16 protein-coding genes are annotated in these 17,644 nt (G+C 50.1%); 10 read left to right on the forward strand and 6 right to left on the reverse strand.

Annotated elements, in window-relative coordinates; all coding sequences use genetic code 11:
- Positions 1 to 209 precede the first annotated feature (209 nt).
- Positions 210 to 1,136 carry a polyprenyl-phosphate transporter gene (locus L2712_RS02350; RefSeq protein ID WP_033540140.1) on the forward strand — a complete coding sequence of 309 codons (927 nt, stop codon included), beginning with the start codon at positions 210 to 212 and terminating at the stop codon, positions 1,134 to 1,136.
- Positions 1,137 to 1,337: 201 nt separating this feature from the next.
- Here the strand turns inward: L2712_RS02350 and L2712_RS02355 are convergent, their stop codons facing one another.
- The gene (locus tag L2712_RS02355) at positions 1,338 to 1,682 is read right to left on the reverse strand and encodes a DUF3634 family protein (protein ID WP_088905263.1); all 345 of its coding nucleotides are present in this window, start codon (positions 1,680 to 1,682) and stop codon (positions 1,338 to 1,340) included.
- A gap of 125 nt (positions 1,683 to 1,807) precedes the next feature.
- Between L2712_RS02355 and L2712_RS02360 the strand changes: the two genes are divergently transcribed.
- Positions 1,808 to 1,978 (forward strand): hypothetical protein, encoded by a 171-nt coding sequence (locus tag L2712_RS02360; protein WP_248976785.1) that lies wholly within the window; start codon positions 1,808 to 1,810, stop codon positions 1,976 to 1,978.
- Between the two features lie 58 nt (positions 1,979 to 2,036).
- Here the strand turns inward: L2712_RS02360 and L2712_RS02365 are convergent, their stop codons facing one another.
- From L2712_RS02365 to aptA, 4 genes are all read right to left on the reverse strand, one after another.
- A complete protein-coding gene (locus L2712_RS02365) occupies positions 2,037 to 2,756 on the reverse strand; it encodes a TorF family putative porin (RefSeq protein WP_033540138.1) in 720 nt (239 codons plus the stop codon).
- A 110-nt stretch (positions 2,757 to 2,866) separates the two neighbouring features.
- On the reverse strand, positions 2,867 to 3,232 hold the full coding sequence (locus L2712_RS02370) for a cupin domain-containing protein (protein ID WP_033540137.1): 366 nt from the start codon (positions 3,230 to 3,232) through the stop codon (positions 2,867 to 2,869).
- 57 nt (positions 3,233 to 3,289) lie between these two features.
- Entirely contained in the window at positions 3,290 to 4,780 is a 1,491-nt protein-coding gene (locus L2712_RS02375; RefSeq protein WP_033540136.1) for a CoA-acylating methylmalonate-semialdehyde dehydrogenase, read from the reverse strand.
- A gap of 49 nt (positions 4,781 to 4,829) precedes the next feature.
- Positions 4,830 to 6,170 (reverse strand): omega-aminotransferase AptA, encoded by a 1,341-nt coding sequence (aptA, locus tag L2712_RS02380; protein ID WP_248976786.1) that lies wholly within the window; start codon positions 6,168 to 6,170, stop codon positions 4,830 to 4,832.
- Between the two features lie 247 nt (positions 6,171 to 6,417).
- On the opposite strand from aptA, the gene L2712_RS02385 reads away from it, so the two are divergent.
- Positions 6,418 to 7,914, forward strand: a complete 1,497-nt coding sequence (locus tag L2712_RS02385; RefSeq protein ID WP_088905260.1) for an aldehyde dehydrogenase — start codon at positions 6,418 to 6,420, stop codon at positions 7,912 to 7,914.
- A 209-nt stretch (positions 7,915 to 8,123) separates the two neighbouring features.
- Entirely contained in the window at positions 8,124 to 8,963 is an 840-nt protein-coding gene (locus L2712_RS02390; protein ID WP_248976787.1) for a sulfurtransferase, read from the forward strand.
- Between the two features lie 228 nt (positions 8,964 to 9,191).
- Here the strand turns inward: L2712_RS02390 and L2712_RS02395 are convergent, their stop codons facing one another.
- Positions 9,192 to 10,496, reverse strand: coding sequence for an NAD(P)/FAD-dependent oxidoreductase (locus L2712_RS02395; protein WP_248976788.1), 1,305 nt, complete (start codon positions 10,494 to 10,496; stop codon positions 9,192 to 9,194).
- A 183-nt stretch (positions 10,497 to 10,679) separates the two neighbouring features.
- Here L2712_RS02395 and L2712_RS02400 point away from each other — a divergent pair, with 183 nt between their 5' ends.
- The 6 genes from L2712_RS02400 to potA all read left to right on the forward strand — a co-directional run bounded on the left by L2712_RS02400 (position 10,680) and on the right by potA (position 17,636).
- Positions 10,680 to 11,228: a cupin domain-containing protein gene (locus L2712_RS02400; protein ID WP_088905257.1), complete on the forward strand. Its 549-nt coding sequence runs from the start codon at positions 10,680 to 10,682 to the stop codon at positions 11,226 to 11,228.
- Between the two features lie 387 nt (positions 11,229 to 11,615).
- Complete coding sequence (locus tag L2712_RS02405) at positions 11,616 to 12,377, forward strand: gamma-glutamyl-gamma-aminobutyrate hydrolase family protein (protein ID WP_248976789.1); 762 nt, start codon at positions 11,616 to 11,618, stop codon at positions 12,375 to 12,377.
- Positions 12,378 to 12,382: 5 nt separating this feature from the next.
- Positions 12,383 to 13,732 (forward strand): glutamine synthetase family protein, encoded by a 1,350-nt coding sequence (locus L2712_RS02410; protein ID WP_248976790.1) that lies wholly within the window; start codon positions 12,383 to 12,385, stop codon positions 13,730 to 13,732.
- 289 nt (positions 13,733 to 14,021) lie between these two features.
- Positions 14,022 to 15,122 (forward strand): polyamine ABC transporter substrate-binding protein, encoded by a 1,101-nt coding sequence (locus L2712_RS02415; RefSeq protein WP_088905255.1) that lies wholly within the window; start codon positions 14,022 to 14,024, stop codon positions 15,120 to 15,122.
- Positions 15,123 to 15,297: 175 nt separating this feature from the next.
- Entirely contained in the window at positions 15,298 to 16,398 is a 1,101-nt protein-coding gene (locus L2712_RS02420; protein WP_283104728.1) for a polyamine ABC transporter substrate-binding protein, read from the forward strand.
- A gap of 101 nt (positions 16,399 to 16,499) precedes the next feature.
- Entirely contained in the window at positions 16,500 to 17,636 is a 1,137-nt protein-coding gene (gene potA, locus L2712_RS02425; RefSeq protein WP_033540126.1) for a polyamine ABC transporter ATP-binding protein, read from the forward strand.
- Positions 17,637 to 17,644: the final 8 nt, after the last annotated feature.

The following is a 17,644-nucleotide window of genomic DNA, read 5'->3' on the forward strand; positions in this document are numbered from 1 at the left end:
TTATCTCGCTAATAGAAAACCTTGTCTGCTGTATAGAGAAAGTTAGGTCTGGTCAGATGAGTTGCTAGACTAGCCTAATAACAACCGCTTAACAATAGTGGGCCGGACGTCTCGTTAAACCAAACTTCATTTTCCATTGCTGGGCGAGGATGCGTATAATCTGCCCCGACAAGCGAATGCTGTAACTAAGACCAACTTAAGGATTTTGCGTGAAATATCTGCTGACCTATTTTAAAGGGATGGCCATGGGGGCCGCTGATGTGGTGCCCGGCGTGTCCGGTGGCACTATCGCCTTCATTACAGGCATACTCCATCCACTATTGGACAGCATAAGAAAGGTCAACCCCAGCCTGTTAGGCATGATACGCCAGCAGGGGATAAAAGCCGCATTTATGCACATTAATGGGCCATTTTTACTGGCGGTGTTTGGCGGCATTTTGACCAGTATTTTTACCCTGGCAAAGCTAATCACTTACATGCTGCATAACCATCCTATTCCTGTGTGGTCATTTTTCTTTGGGCTGATTCTGATCTCTGTGGTGCACATGCTTAGACAGGTTAATGGCTTCTCTGTCGGACGTTTGCTGCTGTTTGCACTCGGTGTGGCCTTCGCCTGGGGGATCACCGTATTGCACCCGATAGATATGCAGATGAATACCCTGAATGTCTTCATTGGCGGCAGTATTGCCATTTGTGCCATGTTGCTGCCGGGGATCTCCGGCAGTTTTATCTTGTTGCTACTAGGGCTTTACACATCAGTGCTGGGCGCCGCTAAGAGCCTGGATATTCCTGTGTTGCTAACCTTTGCCAGCGGTTGTGTGTTTGGGCTGCTCTCATTCAGTCATCTGTTGTCGGCACTGCTGCGCAAATATCACGACGCCACCCTGATCTTTTTAACCGGCTTGATGCTCGGTACCTTGGGTAAGATTTGGCCCTGGAAGCAGGTGCTGACCTGGCGTGAAAATTCGGCCGGAGAGCAGGTGCCTTTGCTGGAACAGAATCTCTCTCCGATGAGTTTTGAGCAGTTGACGGGACAGCCGTCTCAACTTGCGCTGGCGATCTGCGCCATGTTGCTGGGCATCGCCTTGGTTGGTGGGTTAGAGTATTTTGCTGGCGCAAAGGATAAAGCTGAATAAGAATGGAGTCTGGACTCATGGGCGTGTTGTTTTAGTCGCTTTTTCCACGGCCAGAATCGCACGACCAAGTCCTAGTGAGCAAGTACGCTGCTACAGGTCAAAAGGTTAAGCTCTTAGCACTAGCATTAGAGCAGAGAAAGTGCCACGCAAGATGGCCGCTGGAATCAGGTATTCGCGGCCATCATGACAGCGCAGACTGGTTTAGCCTGCCTGGCGAGAGTTGTCGATGGTTTTCTTGTCGTAATATTCGAAGGGGAATAGGTTGCGAATGCGCTGGGTGACGGCATCACTGACGTTTGCTGACACATGCAGTCTCACACCGCCGTTCTTTTCGGCGCGCACCACGCAGGTGAGTTTTTCACTCTTGGCGATAGCTCTGCACTCTCGTTGAAATTTCTCTGGGATCTTGCCCTTATGGGAAATAAGACGCCCATCCTTAAAGTGCATCTCAAACAGGGTTAAGCCACGTTTGCCTGAGAAGATCAGCTTATAGATCACAAAAAGACCCACCAGGATAAAGACGATTTTAAATAGGGTTTCAGTCATAATCACTCCTTAGCTTTATAGCTTGAAGATACTCCCGGCAACGCTTTTTTCCTAGCGGCTTAGATCAAATTTTTAATAAACTGGCTATACTCTTCGAAGGAGTTTAATACGTTAAGGACAACACTATGCACCTCTCTAATGCCCGTTGCTGGGAAAAGCTCTGCCATCAGCAAGCTAATATTCTGCAAGATTTATCAAAAACCTTTCCCGAGCGCGCGCGGGAGCATCAGGAACTGGTTAACTATTGGCGTATGCTGGCTGAGCGGGTTCGCCGCGGTGAGAGCCTGAAGCTGTAATAAAAAACCGCCAATCATGGCGGTTTTTTTGACAATCACTTAGGTTGGGGAAAGAGGGTTAGAAGCTGTAGCTGGCTGACGCCAGAATAGTGCCTTCATTTTTCCAAGGACCATCGGTGATCTCATTTTCGCTGCTCAGGTTAGTGTCTAACCAAGCCAGTGAAAAGCCAAATCCATTCATCTCTGTTGAGACGCCGATTGAGTAGTCTAGATAGTTTTCACCCCAGTCCAGATCGGCACCGTCGCCATAGTTGTAGCCTACATGAAGGTCAAGGCTCCAGTTTTCGGCGAACCCGTAAGAGTAGTTCACTTCAGTGTAGTGCAGTGACACGTCTGCGTTGGCATAGTCGTTGGTGTACCACTGTGCAACATGGAAGTCGGCGATATAGAAGCCTAGGGTCGCTTCCAGATACTGGCTGCTCTCATCTTGTCCAGGATAGGTGTAGTAGGTGAGGGTAAAGTCATATTCTACTGCATCATCTTCGCCAAAGGCGCCGGCATAACCTGCGTAAATGTCAATCTCGACATCGGCGTCATAGCTTTCATCATCGACATTACTTCCCCAAGCGCCGACAAAAAAACCACTTTCCATGCTGTAATCTATGCCGGCTTGAACGGCAAAGTCGCCAGCGGTTTGTGAGACACCGCGAAAGCGGTAATCGTTAGTGATGCCTATCTCTCCCGAAACTTCGGCTTGAGCTAAAGGTGTAATTAGCGCAGTTGCCAAGGTTAAGCCAGCTAGTTGGGCTATCCGTTTCTTATTAAATTTTTTATACACGGTGGTTTCTCCATTTCACTTTGTTGACACCAGTCTGATTAGCAAGCTAACCCGACCAGATTAAGCCAAACAACAGCTAAGATGCTGAGACAACATGGCAATACTGATAATTATTTTTGTTCAAAAACGACGTAGATCTTGCGGCACTCTTGCAGCACTCGCCATACCCCTTTAAACCCTGCTGGGATAACGAAGCGATCGCCTTTAGTGACCGTGATGCTATTGCCAGCTTCATCGATAATTTCGCTGCTGCCTGACAAGATCTCGCAATACTCATGTTCGCTGTAGTTGACCTTCCAACTGCCGACCTGACCCTGCCAGACCCCGGCGTGAAATTGATCGCAGGGGCTGGAGTAGTGATTCTCCAGTTGCTGTTTCGGTTCCCCGCTAAGCACCTTCTCAGGTGCGACTTCATAATGTTCTGTCTTAACCTTATGTTGGCCAAAATTGATGATGGCATCAATAGTTTGCGTCATATCGGCTCCAAAAACTATAACAAATATTTAAGGCGCAGCACTGCGCCTTAAGGGAATTTATTTCATGGTAGGCATCACAAACTCTGCCTGACCGCTGTTACCTTTTGGCCAGCGGGCGGTGATCGCCTTTCGCTTAGTATAGAAACGCACCCCATCTGGACCATGCATATGTAGCGGGCCAAAGAGTGAGCGTTTCCATCCACCGAAGCTATGGAATGCCATAGGTACTGGGATAGGGACATTGACCCCTACCATACCGACCTGTACATGATGACAGAAGTGTCTGGCTGCCTCACCGCTCTGGGTAAAGATGGCGGTGCCGTTACCAAACTCATGCTCATTGATCAGCGCTAACGCCTCGCTATAATCTTTGACGCGCACGATAGCCAGTACCGGGCCGAAGATCTCCTCTTTATAGATGGTCATCTCTGGGGTGACATGGTCGAACAGGCAGCCACCGAGGAAGTAGCCCTGCTCGTGGTCTGCAACTGTGAGTTGACGGCCATCGGCCAGCAGAGTCGCCCCTTCGGCAACACCTGTGTCCACATAGCCGCGCACCTTCTCCAGATGCTGAGCCGAGATTAATGGTCCCATCTCCATCTCACCTTCGAGGCCATTGCCCACCTTGAGTGCCTGGATCTGTGGCAGGAGTTTCTCTACTAGCGCATCGCCCACATCACCGACGGCAAGTACTACTGAGATCGCCATGCAGCGCTCCCCTGCACTGCCATAGGCGGCGCCCATCAGGGCACTGACCGCCTGGTCGAGATCAGCATCTGGCATCAACAGCATATGGTTTTTCGCGCCGCCCAGCGCCTGGACTCGTTTGCCGTGTGCGGCTGCGGTTTGATAGATATACTCGGCAATAGGGGTTGAGCCAACGAAACTCACCGCTTGAATATCTTTGTGGGTCAGTAGGGCATCTACCGCTTCCTTATCGCCGTTGACCACGTTAAACACGCCATCTGGCAGGCCTGCCTCGGTGAGGAGTTCGGCCATACGCATTACAGAGGTAGGATCTTTCTCTGAGGGTTTCATGATGAAGGTGTTACCCGCTGCAATGGCGATGGGGAACATCCACATAGGTACCATGACCGGGAAATTAAAGGGCGCGATGCCTGCAACCACCCCTAAGGATTGGTTGAGTGTCCAGGCATCGACGCCACCACCGACTTGCTCTGTATGCTCGCCCTTGAGCAGATGTGGGATACCGCAGGCAAATTCCACGACTTCCAAGCCGCGAATGATTTCGCCCTTGGCATCGTCAAGCACCTTGCCATGTTCACGGGTGATCATGGCGGCCAGTTCATCCATGTTGGCTTCGACCAGGGCCTTGAACTTAAACAGGATGCGCGAACGGTTGAGCGGGGTCATCTCTGACCAGGGGCCGTGGGCCTTTTTCGCCAACTCGACGGCTGCATCGACCTCTATGGCGCTGGCCAGAGAGACATTAGCCTTGTGCTGACCTGTCGCGGGTTCGAAAACGGCGGCGCTGCGTTCACTCTTGTCTGTGTGTCGGCCGTTGATGTAGTGGTTTATCTGCTGCATAGCACGTAAATTCCCTGCAAAAATCTTAATGTCTTTCTATTGAATAGGGTTAGCCAACGCTGATGATGGCATCGCTTAAGGTATTGATTATCTGATCTATCTGCGCCTCTTCCACTATCAGTGGTGGCGATAGGGCGATAGTGTCGGCCGTAGCCCTGACTAAGGTTCCGTTCTTGAAACAGGTCTCGAAGATACCGTAGCCACGCTTACCAATGCCTTTGTCGCTTGGGCTAAACTGGATGCCAGCCACTAGGCCTGTGTTACGAATGTCGATGAGATTCGGCAGGCCTTTGAGGCTGTGTACCGCCTGTTCGAAGTAGCCTTCCAGCGACTTGGTGCGTTCGAACAGCTGCTCCTCTTGATAGATATTTAAGGTGGCTATCGCGGCGGCCGCAGCAACCGGATGACCCGAATAGGTATAGCCATGATAGAGTTCGATGGCGCCCTCTGGAGCGTCCATGCTGGCATCATAGATAGCATCATCGATCAGCACGGCGCCCATAGGAATGGTGCCATTGTTGAGCGCCTTGGCGGTGGTGATCATGTCTGGCGTGACGCCCCAGCGCTGACTGGCAAAGGCATCGCCTACGCGTCCAAAGCCGGTGATCACCTCATCGAAGATCAACAAAATACCATGTTGCTTGGTGATCTCGCGCAGACGCTTGAGGTAGCCCTGTGGCGGCAGTATCACGCCGGCAGAGCCTGACATAGGTTCGACGATCACCGCGGCGATATTTTCGGCGCCATGGAGCGTGATCAGTTGTTCGAGTACTTCTGCTTTTTCTGCGCCAGCCTCAGGGAGTCCTTTGCAGAAGGCATTGGCCTTGATATCTAGGGTATGGGGCAGATGATCGACCCCTTGCAGTAGCTGCTGGCTGAAGGTGCGGCGGTTACCGCCAATGCCACCTACTGAGATACCGCCGAAGCCGACGCCATGGTAGCCGAGCTCTCGACCTATAAAACGGGTACGGGTGGCTTCACCACGGGCTCTGTGATAGTTGAGGGCGATCTTTAATGCGGTGTCGACAGACTCAGAACCCGAGTTAGTGAAAAATACCTTGTTGATCCCCTTTGGAGCGATGGCAGCGAGACGCTCGGCCAGTTCGAAGGCCAGCGGATGGCCCATCTGGAAAGAGGGGGCATAATCCATTTCGTGGATCTGTTTGCTAACCGCTTCAGAGATCGCCTTGCGACCGTGACCGGCATTACAACACCATAGACCTGCGGTGCCATCGAGTACCGGGCGACCATTCACATCCGTGTAGTACATCCCCTCCGCCTGCGCGAGCAGGCGTGGGCTTTGCTTAAACTGTCTATTGGCGGTAAAAGGCATCCAATAGTGTTCCAGAGTGCCTGTGGCCTGCTGGTCAGCGCGATTAAAATCTTCCATATCATCTACCCTGGTTCTGTGTAATTGTTGTTTTATTGAGTGGTTGATATTCGCTATGCTATGTCAGAAATAATGAACATGAAAGCTTTTTGTTCATTATTTATAGCAAAAAATAACTTTTTGTAAAAAATATTGAAATTGAATTGGGGTTAAGCGTAATCTAGGGCAGGCATTGTCGCTGTATGAATCGCGCCTGGGCCGGTTCAGCATTGACGCTAAAGCAATTATCACCCGTTAAGAGGTCAGAATGAGTACTCCACAAAATCGTGAACAATGGCAACAGATGGCGGATAACCTGGTTATTCAGGGGCAGGCATTTATCAATGGCGAGTATTGCGCCGCCGATTCAGGTGACACCTTTGATTGCATCAGCCCTATAGATGGCAAGGTGCTGACCCAGGTAGCCAGTTGCGATCTCGTTGATGCTAACCGCGCCGTGGCCAATGCCCGCGAAGTGTTTGAGCGCGGCGATTGGTCTCAGCTGCCGCCGGTTAAGCGCAAGCAGGTGATGATTCGCTTTGCCGATCTGCTTGAGGCTCATAAGGATGAGTTGGCCCTGCTGGAAACCTTAGATATGGGTAAGCCTATCCGTTATTCTGGCGCCGTCGATGTGGCCGGCGCCGCCCGTGCCATTCGTTGGTCGGGTGAGGCGGTCGATAAGATCTATGATGAGATTGCCCCGACGGCCCACAATGAAATTGGCATGATCACCCGTGAGCCTGTGGGTGTGGTGGCGGCGATTGTTCCCTGGAACTTCCCCCTGTTGATGGCATGCTGGAAGTTGGGCCCTGCGCTGGCTACAGGTAACAGTGTGGTGTTAAAGCCGTCAGAAAAATCTCCCCTAACCGCCATACGTATGGCGCAGTTGGCGATAGAAGCTGGTATTCCTAAAGGTGTGCTTAATGTGCTGCCGGGTTACGGTCATACCGTGGGCAAGGCGCTTGCGCTGCATATGGATGTCGACACCCTGGTATTCACAGGCTCGACTAAGATCGCCAAGCAGTTGATGATCTATGCGGGCGAGTCCAACATGAAACGTGTCTGGTTAGAGGCGGGCGGCAAGAGTCCGAATATCGTCTTTAATGATGCGCCAGATTTGAAAGAGGCGGCCATTGCGGCGGCCTCAGCCATCGCCTTTAACCAGGGCGAGGTGTGCACCGCAGGCTCTCGTTTGCTGGTGGAGTCGGGCGTTAAGGAAGAGCTGATTAAACTTATTGAAGCTGAGATGCAAGCCTGGCAGCCAGGGCATCCGCTGGATCCTGAGACCACCTGTGGCGCCGTCGTCGATCAGCAACAACTGGATAATGTACTGCGCTATATTCGCGCCGGAGTCGCCGAAGGGGCCCAGCTACGCCAAGGTGGACAGCAGGTGTTGGCTGAGACTGGTGGTGTGTATGTGGCGCCGACTATCTTTGCCAATGTGAACAATGAGATGACCATCGCCAAGGAGGAGATCTTCGGGCCTGTGCTTTCTGTGATCACCTTCGATGGGATGGAGGAAGCTATTCGTATTGGTAACGATACCATCTATGGATTGGCCGCAGGTGTGTGGACCTCAGATATTAGCAAGGCCCACAAGACGGCCAAGGCGCTGCGCAGCGGCATGGTGTGGATCAATCACTATGATGGTGGCGATATGACAGCGCCGTTCGGCGGCTATAAGCAGTCGGGCAATGGCCGGGATAAGTCGTTACATGCCTTCGATAAGTACACAGAGATCAAGGCAACCTGGATTGCTCTCTAGTCTGGTCTAGGTTCAGCTCACGCTGAAAACTGCTTTACCAATAGCCCTTTAGCTTATAAAGGGCTTTTTTATGTCTGTCATTTCGCTTGGTCATTATAAGTCACTTGTCCTTATCCCTATGCATCGTATATTGTTTTAGCAGTAAAACGTTATCACATTGAGAAGAGGGGCGAGGTTGATGCTGACGAGCCCCCAGATTGGGAGTCTATATGGAATATCCGTTGGTGACGACGGCTTGGCTTGAAGCGAACCTGTTTGAGTCAAATCTAGTCCTGCTCGATGCGAGCATGGAGAGTGTCGTTGGCAAAGAGCCTATCTTGTATGACGAGTTTGTCTGTATCCCCAGGGCGCAGAAGTTCGATCTTGAGAAGGTGTTTTACGACAGCACATCAACTCAGCTTCACGCCATGCCGACGCCAGAGCAATTTGCCAAGGAGGCCACGGCGCTGGGGATCGACAGAGACAGCTTAGTGGTTGTCTATGATAATCAGGGGATCTATAGCGCGCCCAGAGCCTGGTGGATGTTTAAACTCATGGGCCATGCAAACGTCTATGTGCTCGATGGTGGATTGCCTCAGTGGCTAAGCGAGTCACGCATGACCAGTGAAACCTATCAGAAACCAGTGCTCGATGAGGCGCGCGAAGCCTTTCGGGTCGATTATCAGCCGTCGTTTATCTGTGATGCCAATCAAGTGCTGGAGCGGCTAGGCGGTGATAGTGCCATCTTAGATGCCAGGGCGGCAGCGCGTTTTAGCGGTGAAGCCAGTGAGCCAAGGCCTGGGGTGCGTAGCGGGCATATTCCCGGCTCAGTTAACCTGCCGTTTGCCGATCTACTGCGTGGTCACAGAATTAAGCCTGTTGAAGCACTTGAGCAGATCTTTGAATCGCTGCTCAGTGATAAGGAGGCTGAGCGTATCTTCAGCTGTGGCTCAGGTATTACCGCCTGCATCTTGATCTTGGCCTCGGTGGCCGCAGGTCACGACAAGGCGGTGCTTTACGACGGCTCCTGGGCCGATTGGGGCAGCAACCCTGATCTGCCCATTGAATGATACCAATCGTAATAAATAACTGATCATTTTAGCTTGTTAAAACGCTCGATAACTGCGTTAGTATTTTTGATTGTAGAATAACTACTTATCGAAAAATCCTGCCTTGTTCTCAAGCGTTTTTCCTGTGCTATTTCTGATCACTTACTTACTGTGATTGGTATTAGGGCTTAATTGCCACTAACAGAAAAGGTGCCTAGGGCACCTTTTTTATAGGTTATCGATTTAAGGCTAAAACAGATCTTTGAGCCTGTGGTATAGCATGCCAGCTGCCAGCATGGGTGACCGAAACGTTGGTCCGCCGGGGAAGGTCATATGTTGTACCCTGTCGAAGATATCGAAACGCTCAGCCTGGGCCGTCAACGCTTCGGCGATCAGCTTGGCGGCCATGTGGGTGGCGTTAACCCCGTGACCGGCGTAAGCCTGTGCATAGAGAATATTGGGACAATCAGGTAGCCTGCCGATCTGCGGTAGACGATTGGCGCCAATGCCTATCATGCCACCCCATTCGTAGTCGATTTTGACCCCTTTAAGTTGAGGGAATACCTTCTCCAGGTTAGGGCGTAGGGCGGCGTTGATATCCTTGGGATCTTTGCCCGAGTAGGTACATAGGCCGCCAAACAGCAGGCGACTATCCTGGGAGAGGTGGAAGTAATCGAGATCGATACGCATATCGGCAAAGGCCATATTTTGCGGAATGATCTCGTCACACTGTTCCTGGGTCAGTGGTTCGGTGGCTAACAGATAACTGCCTGCTGGCAGCACCTTACCACCCACATAGCTATTGAGTTCGTGGCCGATATAGGCGTTGCCGGCGAGCACCAGATAGCGACAGTCGACGCGGCCGTGCTGAGTATGCACTATGGGGCGCTCTCCCTTAATTATCTTGGTGGCGGCGCTATATTCGAACATCTTCACCCCTAAACTGCGGGCCACCTTGGCTTCGCCAAGGGCCAGATTGAGGGGATGCAGGTGGCCGCTGTTCATGTCGACTAGTGCGCCACTATAGATGTCTGAGCCTATCACTTCGCCGAGCTGGTGTTTCTCCAGTAGTTTAAAGCCTTCGCGCCCCTGACTGAGCATCTCCTGGTAGTCGGCGGTAAGCTCCTTCATGTGTCTGGGCTTGGTGGCCAGATCGCAGTAGCCCATCCTTAGGTTACAGTCGATATTATGTTCGGCGATACGGTTACGCACAATCTCCACCGCTTCGAAGCCCATCTCGTGAATGGCTGCCACACCCTCAGAGCCTATTTCGTTACGAAACTGTTCGACATCGTGGCCTATACCACGGATCAGCTCGCCCCCATTGCGGCCCGATGCCCCCCAGCCGATCCGCTTAGCCTCAAGCAAGACAATGCTGAAACCTTTTTGAGCCAGCTCTATGGCGGTGTTGATACCACTAAAGCCGCCACCAACGATGCAGACATCGGCGCTGATCTGTTCGGTGAGCTGAGGCTGCGGTTCTAGGGCATTAGCTGTGGCATGGTAGTAAGAATCAGGATATTGGTCACTGTGGACCGGGCGCTTGCTAGTCATCTTGGCTCCGAATGCGGGGTTTATTCTTGTTATTCGACTAAATTGGTCAGAGTAAGTATACTTTTGACCCTTGAGTTGGTTATACTTCACACCTGTTGATTATATTTAACATGCTTTTTAGTTTGATACAAACTAGTATGGGAAATTGTTTCGGCTGGGGTCTTGTTGGATAGGAGATGTTTTTTGGATATAGGCGCAAATCTCAAAGCTGTTCGTAAAATGAAAGGGTTATCGCAACGCGAGTTAGCCAAACGTGCCGGCGTGACCAACAGCACCATCTCTATGATCGAGAAGAACAGCGTCAGTCCGTCGGTAAGCTCCCTGAAGAAAGTTTTGTCGGGATTACCTATGTCTCTGGTGGATTTCTTTTCCATCGAAGAAAGCATGCCCAGTGAGCAGAAGGTGGTTTACCGCTCAGGTGAGCTGCTGGATATCGGCGATGGTAATCTGGATTACAAGCTGATCGGCAGGGACTACCCTAATCGTGCCATGTCTGTGATGAACGAGGTTTACCCGCCAGGGTCTGATACCGGAGAAGAGATGTTACAGCACGAAGGTGAAGAGGCGGCCATGGTGATTGAAGGTAAACTGGAGATCACCATAGGCGATGAGGTCTATGTGTTGTCCGAAGGCGACAGTTACTACTTTAACAGTGAGCTGCCCCATAGGTTCCGCAATCCATTCGATAAACCTTGCCGTATCGTCAGCGCGACCACGCCTGCCAATTTCTAATCTGTCTGCTGGGCGCAGAGCCCAGCACCTTCACTTTTCCCTCATGTTTTCCAGTTCATTTCCCTGTAACGTTTTCGCTTACTTGTGTAAATAATTTTACCCATAAGATTGGCTTTTACGATTTTTAATCGCCGCTAAACTTTGAGAGCTGTTTCACAAAACAATTGACCCTAATTTAGTCGATTATCGGTGGTGATATTAAATTTTATCGTCTTTCACTATTGTTTTAATTGGTTTTTATTTTATTTGTTACCTGCTTGTTTATTTTGTTTTCTAAGACCTATTGCCTCGTTAACTATTTCAGTGTAGTGTGTGAAAAAATGAACATTGAATGAAGTCTGTTCATTGCTATAACGATAAAAAGACGCAATAAGCTAAAGGTGAACTATGTCCGATGAAGGACTTGCTGTTATCGGTGTTACGGCCTGTAATCAACAGATAGGCCTGCACCCTTTTAATATCGTCGGTGAGAAATACCTACTCAGTATTGCCGACGCGACTCAAGGCTGGCCACTGGTCATTCCTGCGCTGGGACATTGTCCTGCGTCAACTATCTTACCCAGGTTAGATGGTCTGCTGTTCACCGGTTCGCCCTCTAACATCGAGCCCCATCACTATGACGGGGCGGCGAGTGACCCTGATACCCTACACGACCCTAAGCGAGACGCGACCAATCTGCCGCTTTTAAAGGCGGCTATCGACGCTGGCGTGCCTGTGCTGGCCATCTGCCGCGGATTTCAAGAAATGAACGTAGTGTTTGGCGGCTCTTTGCATCAAAAATTGCATCAGGTTGGCGATTATATTGAACACAGAGAAGATACGACGGCAAGTGTCGAGGTGCAGTATGGCCTGTCTCACCCTGTGAAGATTGAACCGGGAGGATTGCTCCACGAGGCTTGGGGCCGCAATTTAGCAGAGGTGAACTCTGTGCATACTCAAGGTGTTGACCGTTTGGGTGTTGGATTGCGGCCAGAAGCTTACGCTCCCGATGGATTAATCGAGGCGTTTTCGGTCAAAGAGGCTAAGAGTTTTGCACTAGGGGTGCAGTTTCACCCTGAATGGAAGGTGCTAGAGAACCCCTTCTATCGCGCGATTTTTAGTGCCTTCAGTCAAGCCTGCCAAGCCAGAGCAGCGCAACGCAAGAGATAGTAACCATGAAGAAGTTAATTGAATATTTAAAAGCCAATAAGATCACCGAAGTTGAATGTGTTATCAGTGACATGACGGGTATCGCGCGCGGTAAAATCGCCCCCGTCGACAAGTTTATCGATGAAAAGGGGATGCGCCTGCCTGAGAGCGTCTTGCTGCAAACCGTTACCGGTGACTATGTTGATGATGACATGTATGACAGCCTGCTGGACAAGGCGGATATCGATTTTGTCTGTGTGCCCGATGAGAATGCGGTATTTATGTTGCCTTGGACAGTCGAGGCGACGGCTCAGGTGATCCACGACACCTTCGATAAAATGGGGAATCCAATTGAACTATCTCCCCGTAACCTGCTGAAGAAAGTGCTTAAGCTTTATGAGGACAAAGGTTGGAAACCTGTGGTTGCGCCTGAGATGGAGTTTTATCTTACCCACAGAAACTCGGATCCTGATATTCCATTAATCCCGCCTGTGGGACGCAGTGGCCGTAAAGAATCAGGACGCCAGTCGTTTTCTATCGATGCAGCCAATGAATATGATCCCCTGTTTGAAGATATGTACGATTGGTGTGAGGCTCAGGGGCTTGATATCGACACTCTGATCCACGAGGAAGGCACCGCCCAGATGGAGATCAACTTCAGTCATGGCGACGCTCTGTCACTGGCTGATCAGGTGTTTGTCTTTAAGCGTACTCTGCGCGAGGCCGCTCTTAAGCATGACGTGTGTGCCACCTTTATGGCTAAGCCTGTAACCGATGAACCGGGCAGCGCCATGCACATTCACCAGAGTGTAGTGGACACCAAAACAGGCAAAAATATCTTTACCAACGAAGACGGCACAAAAAGTGCTAAGTTCCTGAGCTATATCGGTGGATTGCAAAAATATATTCCAGAGTTGCTGCCGCTGATGGCGCCCAATGTGAACTCGTTTAGACGTTTCCTACCTGGCACCTCGGCGCCTGTTAACCTGGAATGGGGCGATGAGAATCGTACCTGTGGTCTGCGTATTCCTGAGTCGTCTCCACAGAATCGTCGTATCGAGAACCGCATTGCCGGTGCCGATGCCAATAGTTATCTGGCGATCGCTGCGACCTTACTGTGCGGCTACATGGGGATGGTGGAAGATGTGAAACCATCGACACCTGTGCAAGGCCGTGCGAATGAGAATCGTCAGGGGATCAGTCTGCCGTTGACCTTGGAAGAGGCGCTAGCCGTGATGTCTGAAAGCTCTGCGGTGAGGGAATATCTAGGTGATACCTTTACCTCTGGTTATATCGCGGTGAAGCAGACCGACCTTGAAAATTTCCGCCGGGTAATTAGTTCGTGGGAACGTGAGTTCTTATTGCTGACAGTTTAATTGGTTACTGCACTTTGATGGTGCACTCTTCTCATCAGTTTGGGGCGTTGGTACGTCATGTGACGTACCGATTACTGAGGTGGGAATAGCGAGCGTTTAATCGTTTTAAATTCAGATTGAACGGAAAAATATTCAGTTTTACACTACGGGAGAAAAAAGAGGTAGATGGGTTCGATGCGATTGTAAGCTGTAGCATTGGTCAATAATAACAAAATAATGATGTCGATTAGTCGACACTACTATGACTGACAGTTTTACCCGTGAAAACGTGGTAGCAATGGAGAAATCGATGACACTTTTAAATACTGTTAAAGCATCTTGTTTGCTGGTGGGATCTGCCTTAGCGAGTGGTGCACTTCAGGCTGAAGAAGTACTTAAAGTCTATAACTGGAACGACTACATCGCTGAAAATACACTCGATAACTTTTATAAAGAAACCGGTATTCGGGTCATTTATGATGTTTTCGACAGCAATGAGATGGTTGAGGCTAAGCTGTTATCGGGTCACTCTGGTTATGACATCGTTGTACCTTCTAATGATTTTCTTGCTAAACAGATCAAGGTTGGGGCGTTCGCTCCGCTGGATAAAAGTAAGCTGACGAATCTTGGCAATCTTAATGCCGATCTAATGAAGCAGTTAGAGAAAGCCGATCCACAAAATCGTTATGCAGTGCCTTACCTTTGGGGCACAACAGGCATAGGTTATAACGTTGAAAAGGTGAAAGCCGTTTTAGGTGAAGACGCGCCCGTTGATTCCTTAGCCCTTATTTTTGACCCTAAATACGCCGAGAAAATCTCAAGTTGTGGTTTCTCTATGATGGATTCCGCCGATGAGATGATGTCGCAAGCGCTCTCTTACTTAGGGCTAGATCCAAACAGCACTTCAGTTGAGGATTACAAAGCGGCAGGCGAGGCGATTGAAAAAGTGCGTCCTTACGTGACCTACTTCCACTCATCACGTTACATCACTGATTTGGCCAATGGAGACACTTGTGTTGCCTTTGGGTTCTCCGGCGATGTGTTCCAAGCCGCTGCACGCGCAGACGATGCGAAGAATGGGCACGAGATCAAGTATTCCATAGCCAAAGAGGGCGCGAACCTGTGGTTCGATATGTTAGCCATTCCCGCCGATGCTGAGAATATCGATAACGCCCATGTGTTCATCAACTATCTGATGCGTCCAGATGTGATTGCCGAGATCTCTAATTACGTGGCGTATGCCAACCCAAATGATAAGGCTCAGGCTTTGGTAGACAAGGAGATATTAGATAATCCTGGCATCTACCCGAATGATGAAATAATTAAAAACTTGTATATTCGCGAGGTTCGTCCCATGAAGGTTCAACGTGTAATGACTCGCGCTTGGACTAAAGCAAAATCAGGTTATTGATGTGAAAATTTATCCTACTCGCATTGGCGAGTAGGGTAGTTAACTTTTTGAATGTTAGACAGGTTCGATGCGGTTGTAAGCTGTAGCATTGGCAATAATAACAATGAAAGCCGTCACAAGCGGCAATGCAATGGCAGTAATCATCAGACTACTGGCAAGCTAACAAGGAGATAGCATGAAGCTTTTAAAGAAAATGACAACACTGGCTCTAGTGACAGCTGGAGTATTTAGCAGTTCAATGGCGACCGCTGAAGAGGTTGTACGTGTATATAACTGGTCTGATTATATCGCCGAAGATACGCTTGCCAATTTCGAAAAAGAAACCGGCATTAAAGTTATCTATGATGTGTTTGACAGCAACGAAGTGGTCGAGGCCAAGCTACTGTCTGGTCGCTCTGGCTACGATATCGTGGTGCCGTCAAATAACTTCCTCGCCAAGCAGATCAAGGCCGGTGCTTTCCAGAAGCTGGATATGGGGCAACTGAGCAACCATAAAAACTTAAATCCAGAACTGATGAAGCAACTCGAAAGTGCCGATCCACGTAACGAGCACTCAGTGCCTTATCTGTGGGGTACTACAGGTATCGGTTTCAACGAAGCTAAAGTGAAGCAAGTACTGGGTGAAGATGCGCCGGTAGATTCCTTGGAGCTGGTATTTAATCCTAAGTATGCTGAAAAGATTTCCAAGTGTGGTTTCTCGCTGCTGGACAGTGCCGATGAGATGTTGCCTATGGCAATGGTCTATTTAGGACTGGATCCAAACAGTACTAACAGTGAAGACTACACCAAGGCGGGTGAAGTCTTAGCTAAGGTGCGTCCTTACGTTACTTACTTCCACTCATCACGTTACATCACAGATTTAGCCAACGGTGACATCTGTGTGGCATTTGGTTACTCGGGTGATGTTTTCCAAGCCGCGGCTCGTGCCGATGAGGCTGAAAATGGTCATGTGATTGGCTATTCGATCCCGAAAGAGGGCGCAAACCTATGGTTTGATATGTTGGCTATCCCGTCTGATGCCAAAAACGTGAAAAACGCGCACACCTTTATCAACTATCTGCTACGTCCAGAGGTGATTGCGCCAATTACCAACTATGTGGCTTACGCCAACCCTAACGTACCAGCACAAGAGCTTGTGGATGAAGAGATCCGCAACGATGCTGCTATCTATCCAACTCCGGAAGTCTTGTCTCGCTTGTATGTGGCCGATGTTCGTCCAATGAAGGCGCAGCGCGTGATGACCCGCGTATGGACCAAAGTTAAATCTGGCATGTAATGCCGAGTGTCGAGAGGGCAAGTTCGCTTGCCCTCAATTAATCAAGATCATCTAAATATTGCAGTAGGCGCCCCCTGTGGTGCTTTTTGTGGAGAAGTATTATGGCTAGCAATTCGGGCGTCACCAATAAACCGACAACAAAGACGCAAGGAGAGGTGTTGCTGAAGATAGAGAGAGTCAGCAAGCTATTTGACGATGTTCGTGCTGTTGACGACGTCTCGCTAAATATTAATCGTGGGGAAATTTTTGCTTTGCTTGGCGGTTCGGGTTCAGGGAAATCCACACTGCTTCGCATGCTGGCAGGCTTTGAAAAGCCGACCGAGGGGCGTATCTACCTCGATGGCCAGGATATTACCGATATGCCGCCCTATGAGCGTCCTATCAACATGATGTTCCAATCTTATGCTCTGTTTCCACATATGACAGTGGCACAAAATATCGCCTTCGGTCTCAAGCAGGATAAGATGCCAAAGGAAGAGATAGAGCAAAGAGTTAATGAGATGCTCAAGCTGGTGCATATGGAAGCTTATGCAAAGCGTAAGCCTAACCAGCTTTCTGGCGGTCAGCGCCAGCGTGTCGCCTTAGCGCGTTCACTGGCTAAGCGTCCGAAACTCTTACTGCTCGATGAGCCCATGGGCGCACTCGATAAAAAACTTCGTACCCAGATGCAACTGGAAGTGGTCGATATTCTTGAGGCCGTTGGGGTGACCTGTGTGATGGTAACTCACGATCAGGAAGAGGCCATGACCATGGCCGAGCGTATTGCCATTATGAGTGACGGCTGGATAGTGCAGACCGGTTCACCTATGGATATCTATGAGAGCCCGGCGAACCGCATGGTGGCTGAGTTTATTGGCAGTGTTAACCTGTTTGAAGGGGATATTGTCGAGGATGAGGTTGACCATGTGGTGATCAAAGCCCCCAACCTTCCTCAGCCTTTCTATGTGGGCTACGGGGTATCAACCAGCGTCGATACCACCAAGGTTTGGGTCGCTATCCGCCCCGAGAAGACCCATATCAGCCGCGAGCAACCCCAGGAGTCTTACAACTGGTGTGCTGGGGAGGTTGAAGATATCGCCTACCTCGGGGGGATCTCGGTTTACTACATACGTCTGAGCAATGGTCAGTTGATTCAGTCTGTCATGACTAACAGCGATCGCCGTGCCGACTCGCCAACCTGGGAAGAGCATGTCTTCGTGAGTTGGGAAGCGACCAGTGCCGTTGTATTGAGATCTTAACGGGGGCG

Origin of the sequence: Shewanella marisflavi (assembly GCF_023283925.1) — a bacterium.
In the GTDB taxonomy this organism is placed as follows: domain Bacteria; phylum Pseudomonadota; class Gammaproteobacteria; order Enterobacterales; family Shewanellaceae; genus Shewanella; species Shewanella marisflavi.

Bases quoted from the DNA above. Each gene is read 5' to 3' on its own strand.
- L2712_RS02355 (WP_088905263.1), bottom strand. From the start codon at position 1,682: ATGACTGAAACCCTATTTAAAATCGTCTTTATCCTGGTGGGTCTTTTT.
- L2712_RS02360 (WP_248976785.1), top strand. From the start codon at position 1,808: ATGCACCTCTCTAATGCCCGTTGCTGGGAAAAGCTCTGCCATCAGCAA.
- L2712_RS02370 (WP_033540137.1), bottom strand. From the start codon at position 3,232: ATGACGCAAACTATTGATGCCATCATCAATTTTGGCCAACATAAGGTT.
- L2712_RS02375 (WP_033540136.1), bottom strand. From the start codon at position 4,780: ATGCAGCAGATAAACCACTACATCAACGGCCGACACACAGACAAGAGT.
- aptA (WP_248976786.1), bottom strand. From the start codon at position 6,170: ATGGAAGATTTTAATCGCGCTGACCAGCAGGCCACAGGCACTCTGGAA.
- L2712_RS02385 (WP_088905260.1), top strand. From the start codon at position 6,418: ATGAGTACTCCACAAAATCGTGAACAATGGCAACAGATGGCGGATAAC.
- L2712_RS02390 (WP_248976787.1), top strand. From the start codon at position 8,124: ATGGAATATCCGTTGGTGACGACGGCTTGGCTTGAAGCGAACCTGTTT.
- L2712_RS02395 (WP_248976788.1), bottom strand. From the start codon at position 10,496: ATGACTAGCAAGCGCCCGGTCCACAGTGACCAATATCCTGATTCTTAC.
- L2712_RS02405 (WP_248976789.1), top strand. From the start codon at position 11,616: ATGTCCGATGAAGGACTTGCTGTTATCGGTGTTACGGCCTGTAATCAA.
- L2712_RS02410 (WP_248976790.1), top strand. From the start codon at position 12,383: ATGAAGAAGTTAATTGAATATTTAAAAGCCAATAAGATCACCGAAGTT.
- L2712_RS02415 (WP_088905255.1), top strand. From the start codon at position 14,022: ATGACACTTTTAAATACTGTTAAAGCATCTTGTTTGCTGGTGGGATCT.
- L2712_RS02420 (WP_283104728.1), top strand. From the start codon at position 15,298: ATGAAGCTTTTAAAGAAAATGACAACACTGGCTCTAGTGACAGCTGGA.
- potA (WP_033540126.1), top strand. From the start codon at position 16,500: ATGGCTAGCAATTCGGGCGTCACCAATAAACCGACAACAAAGACGCAA.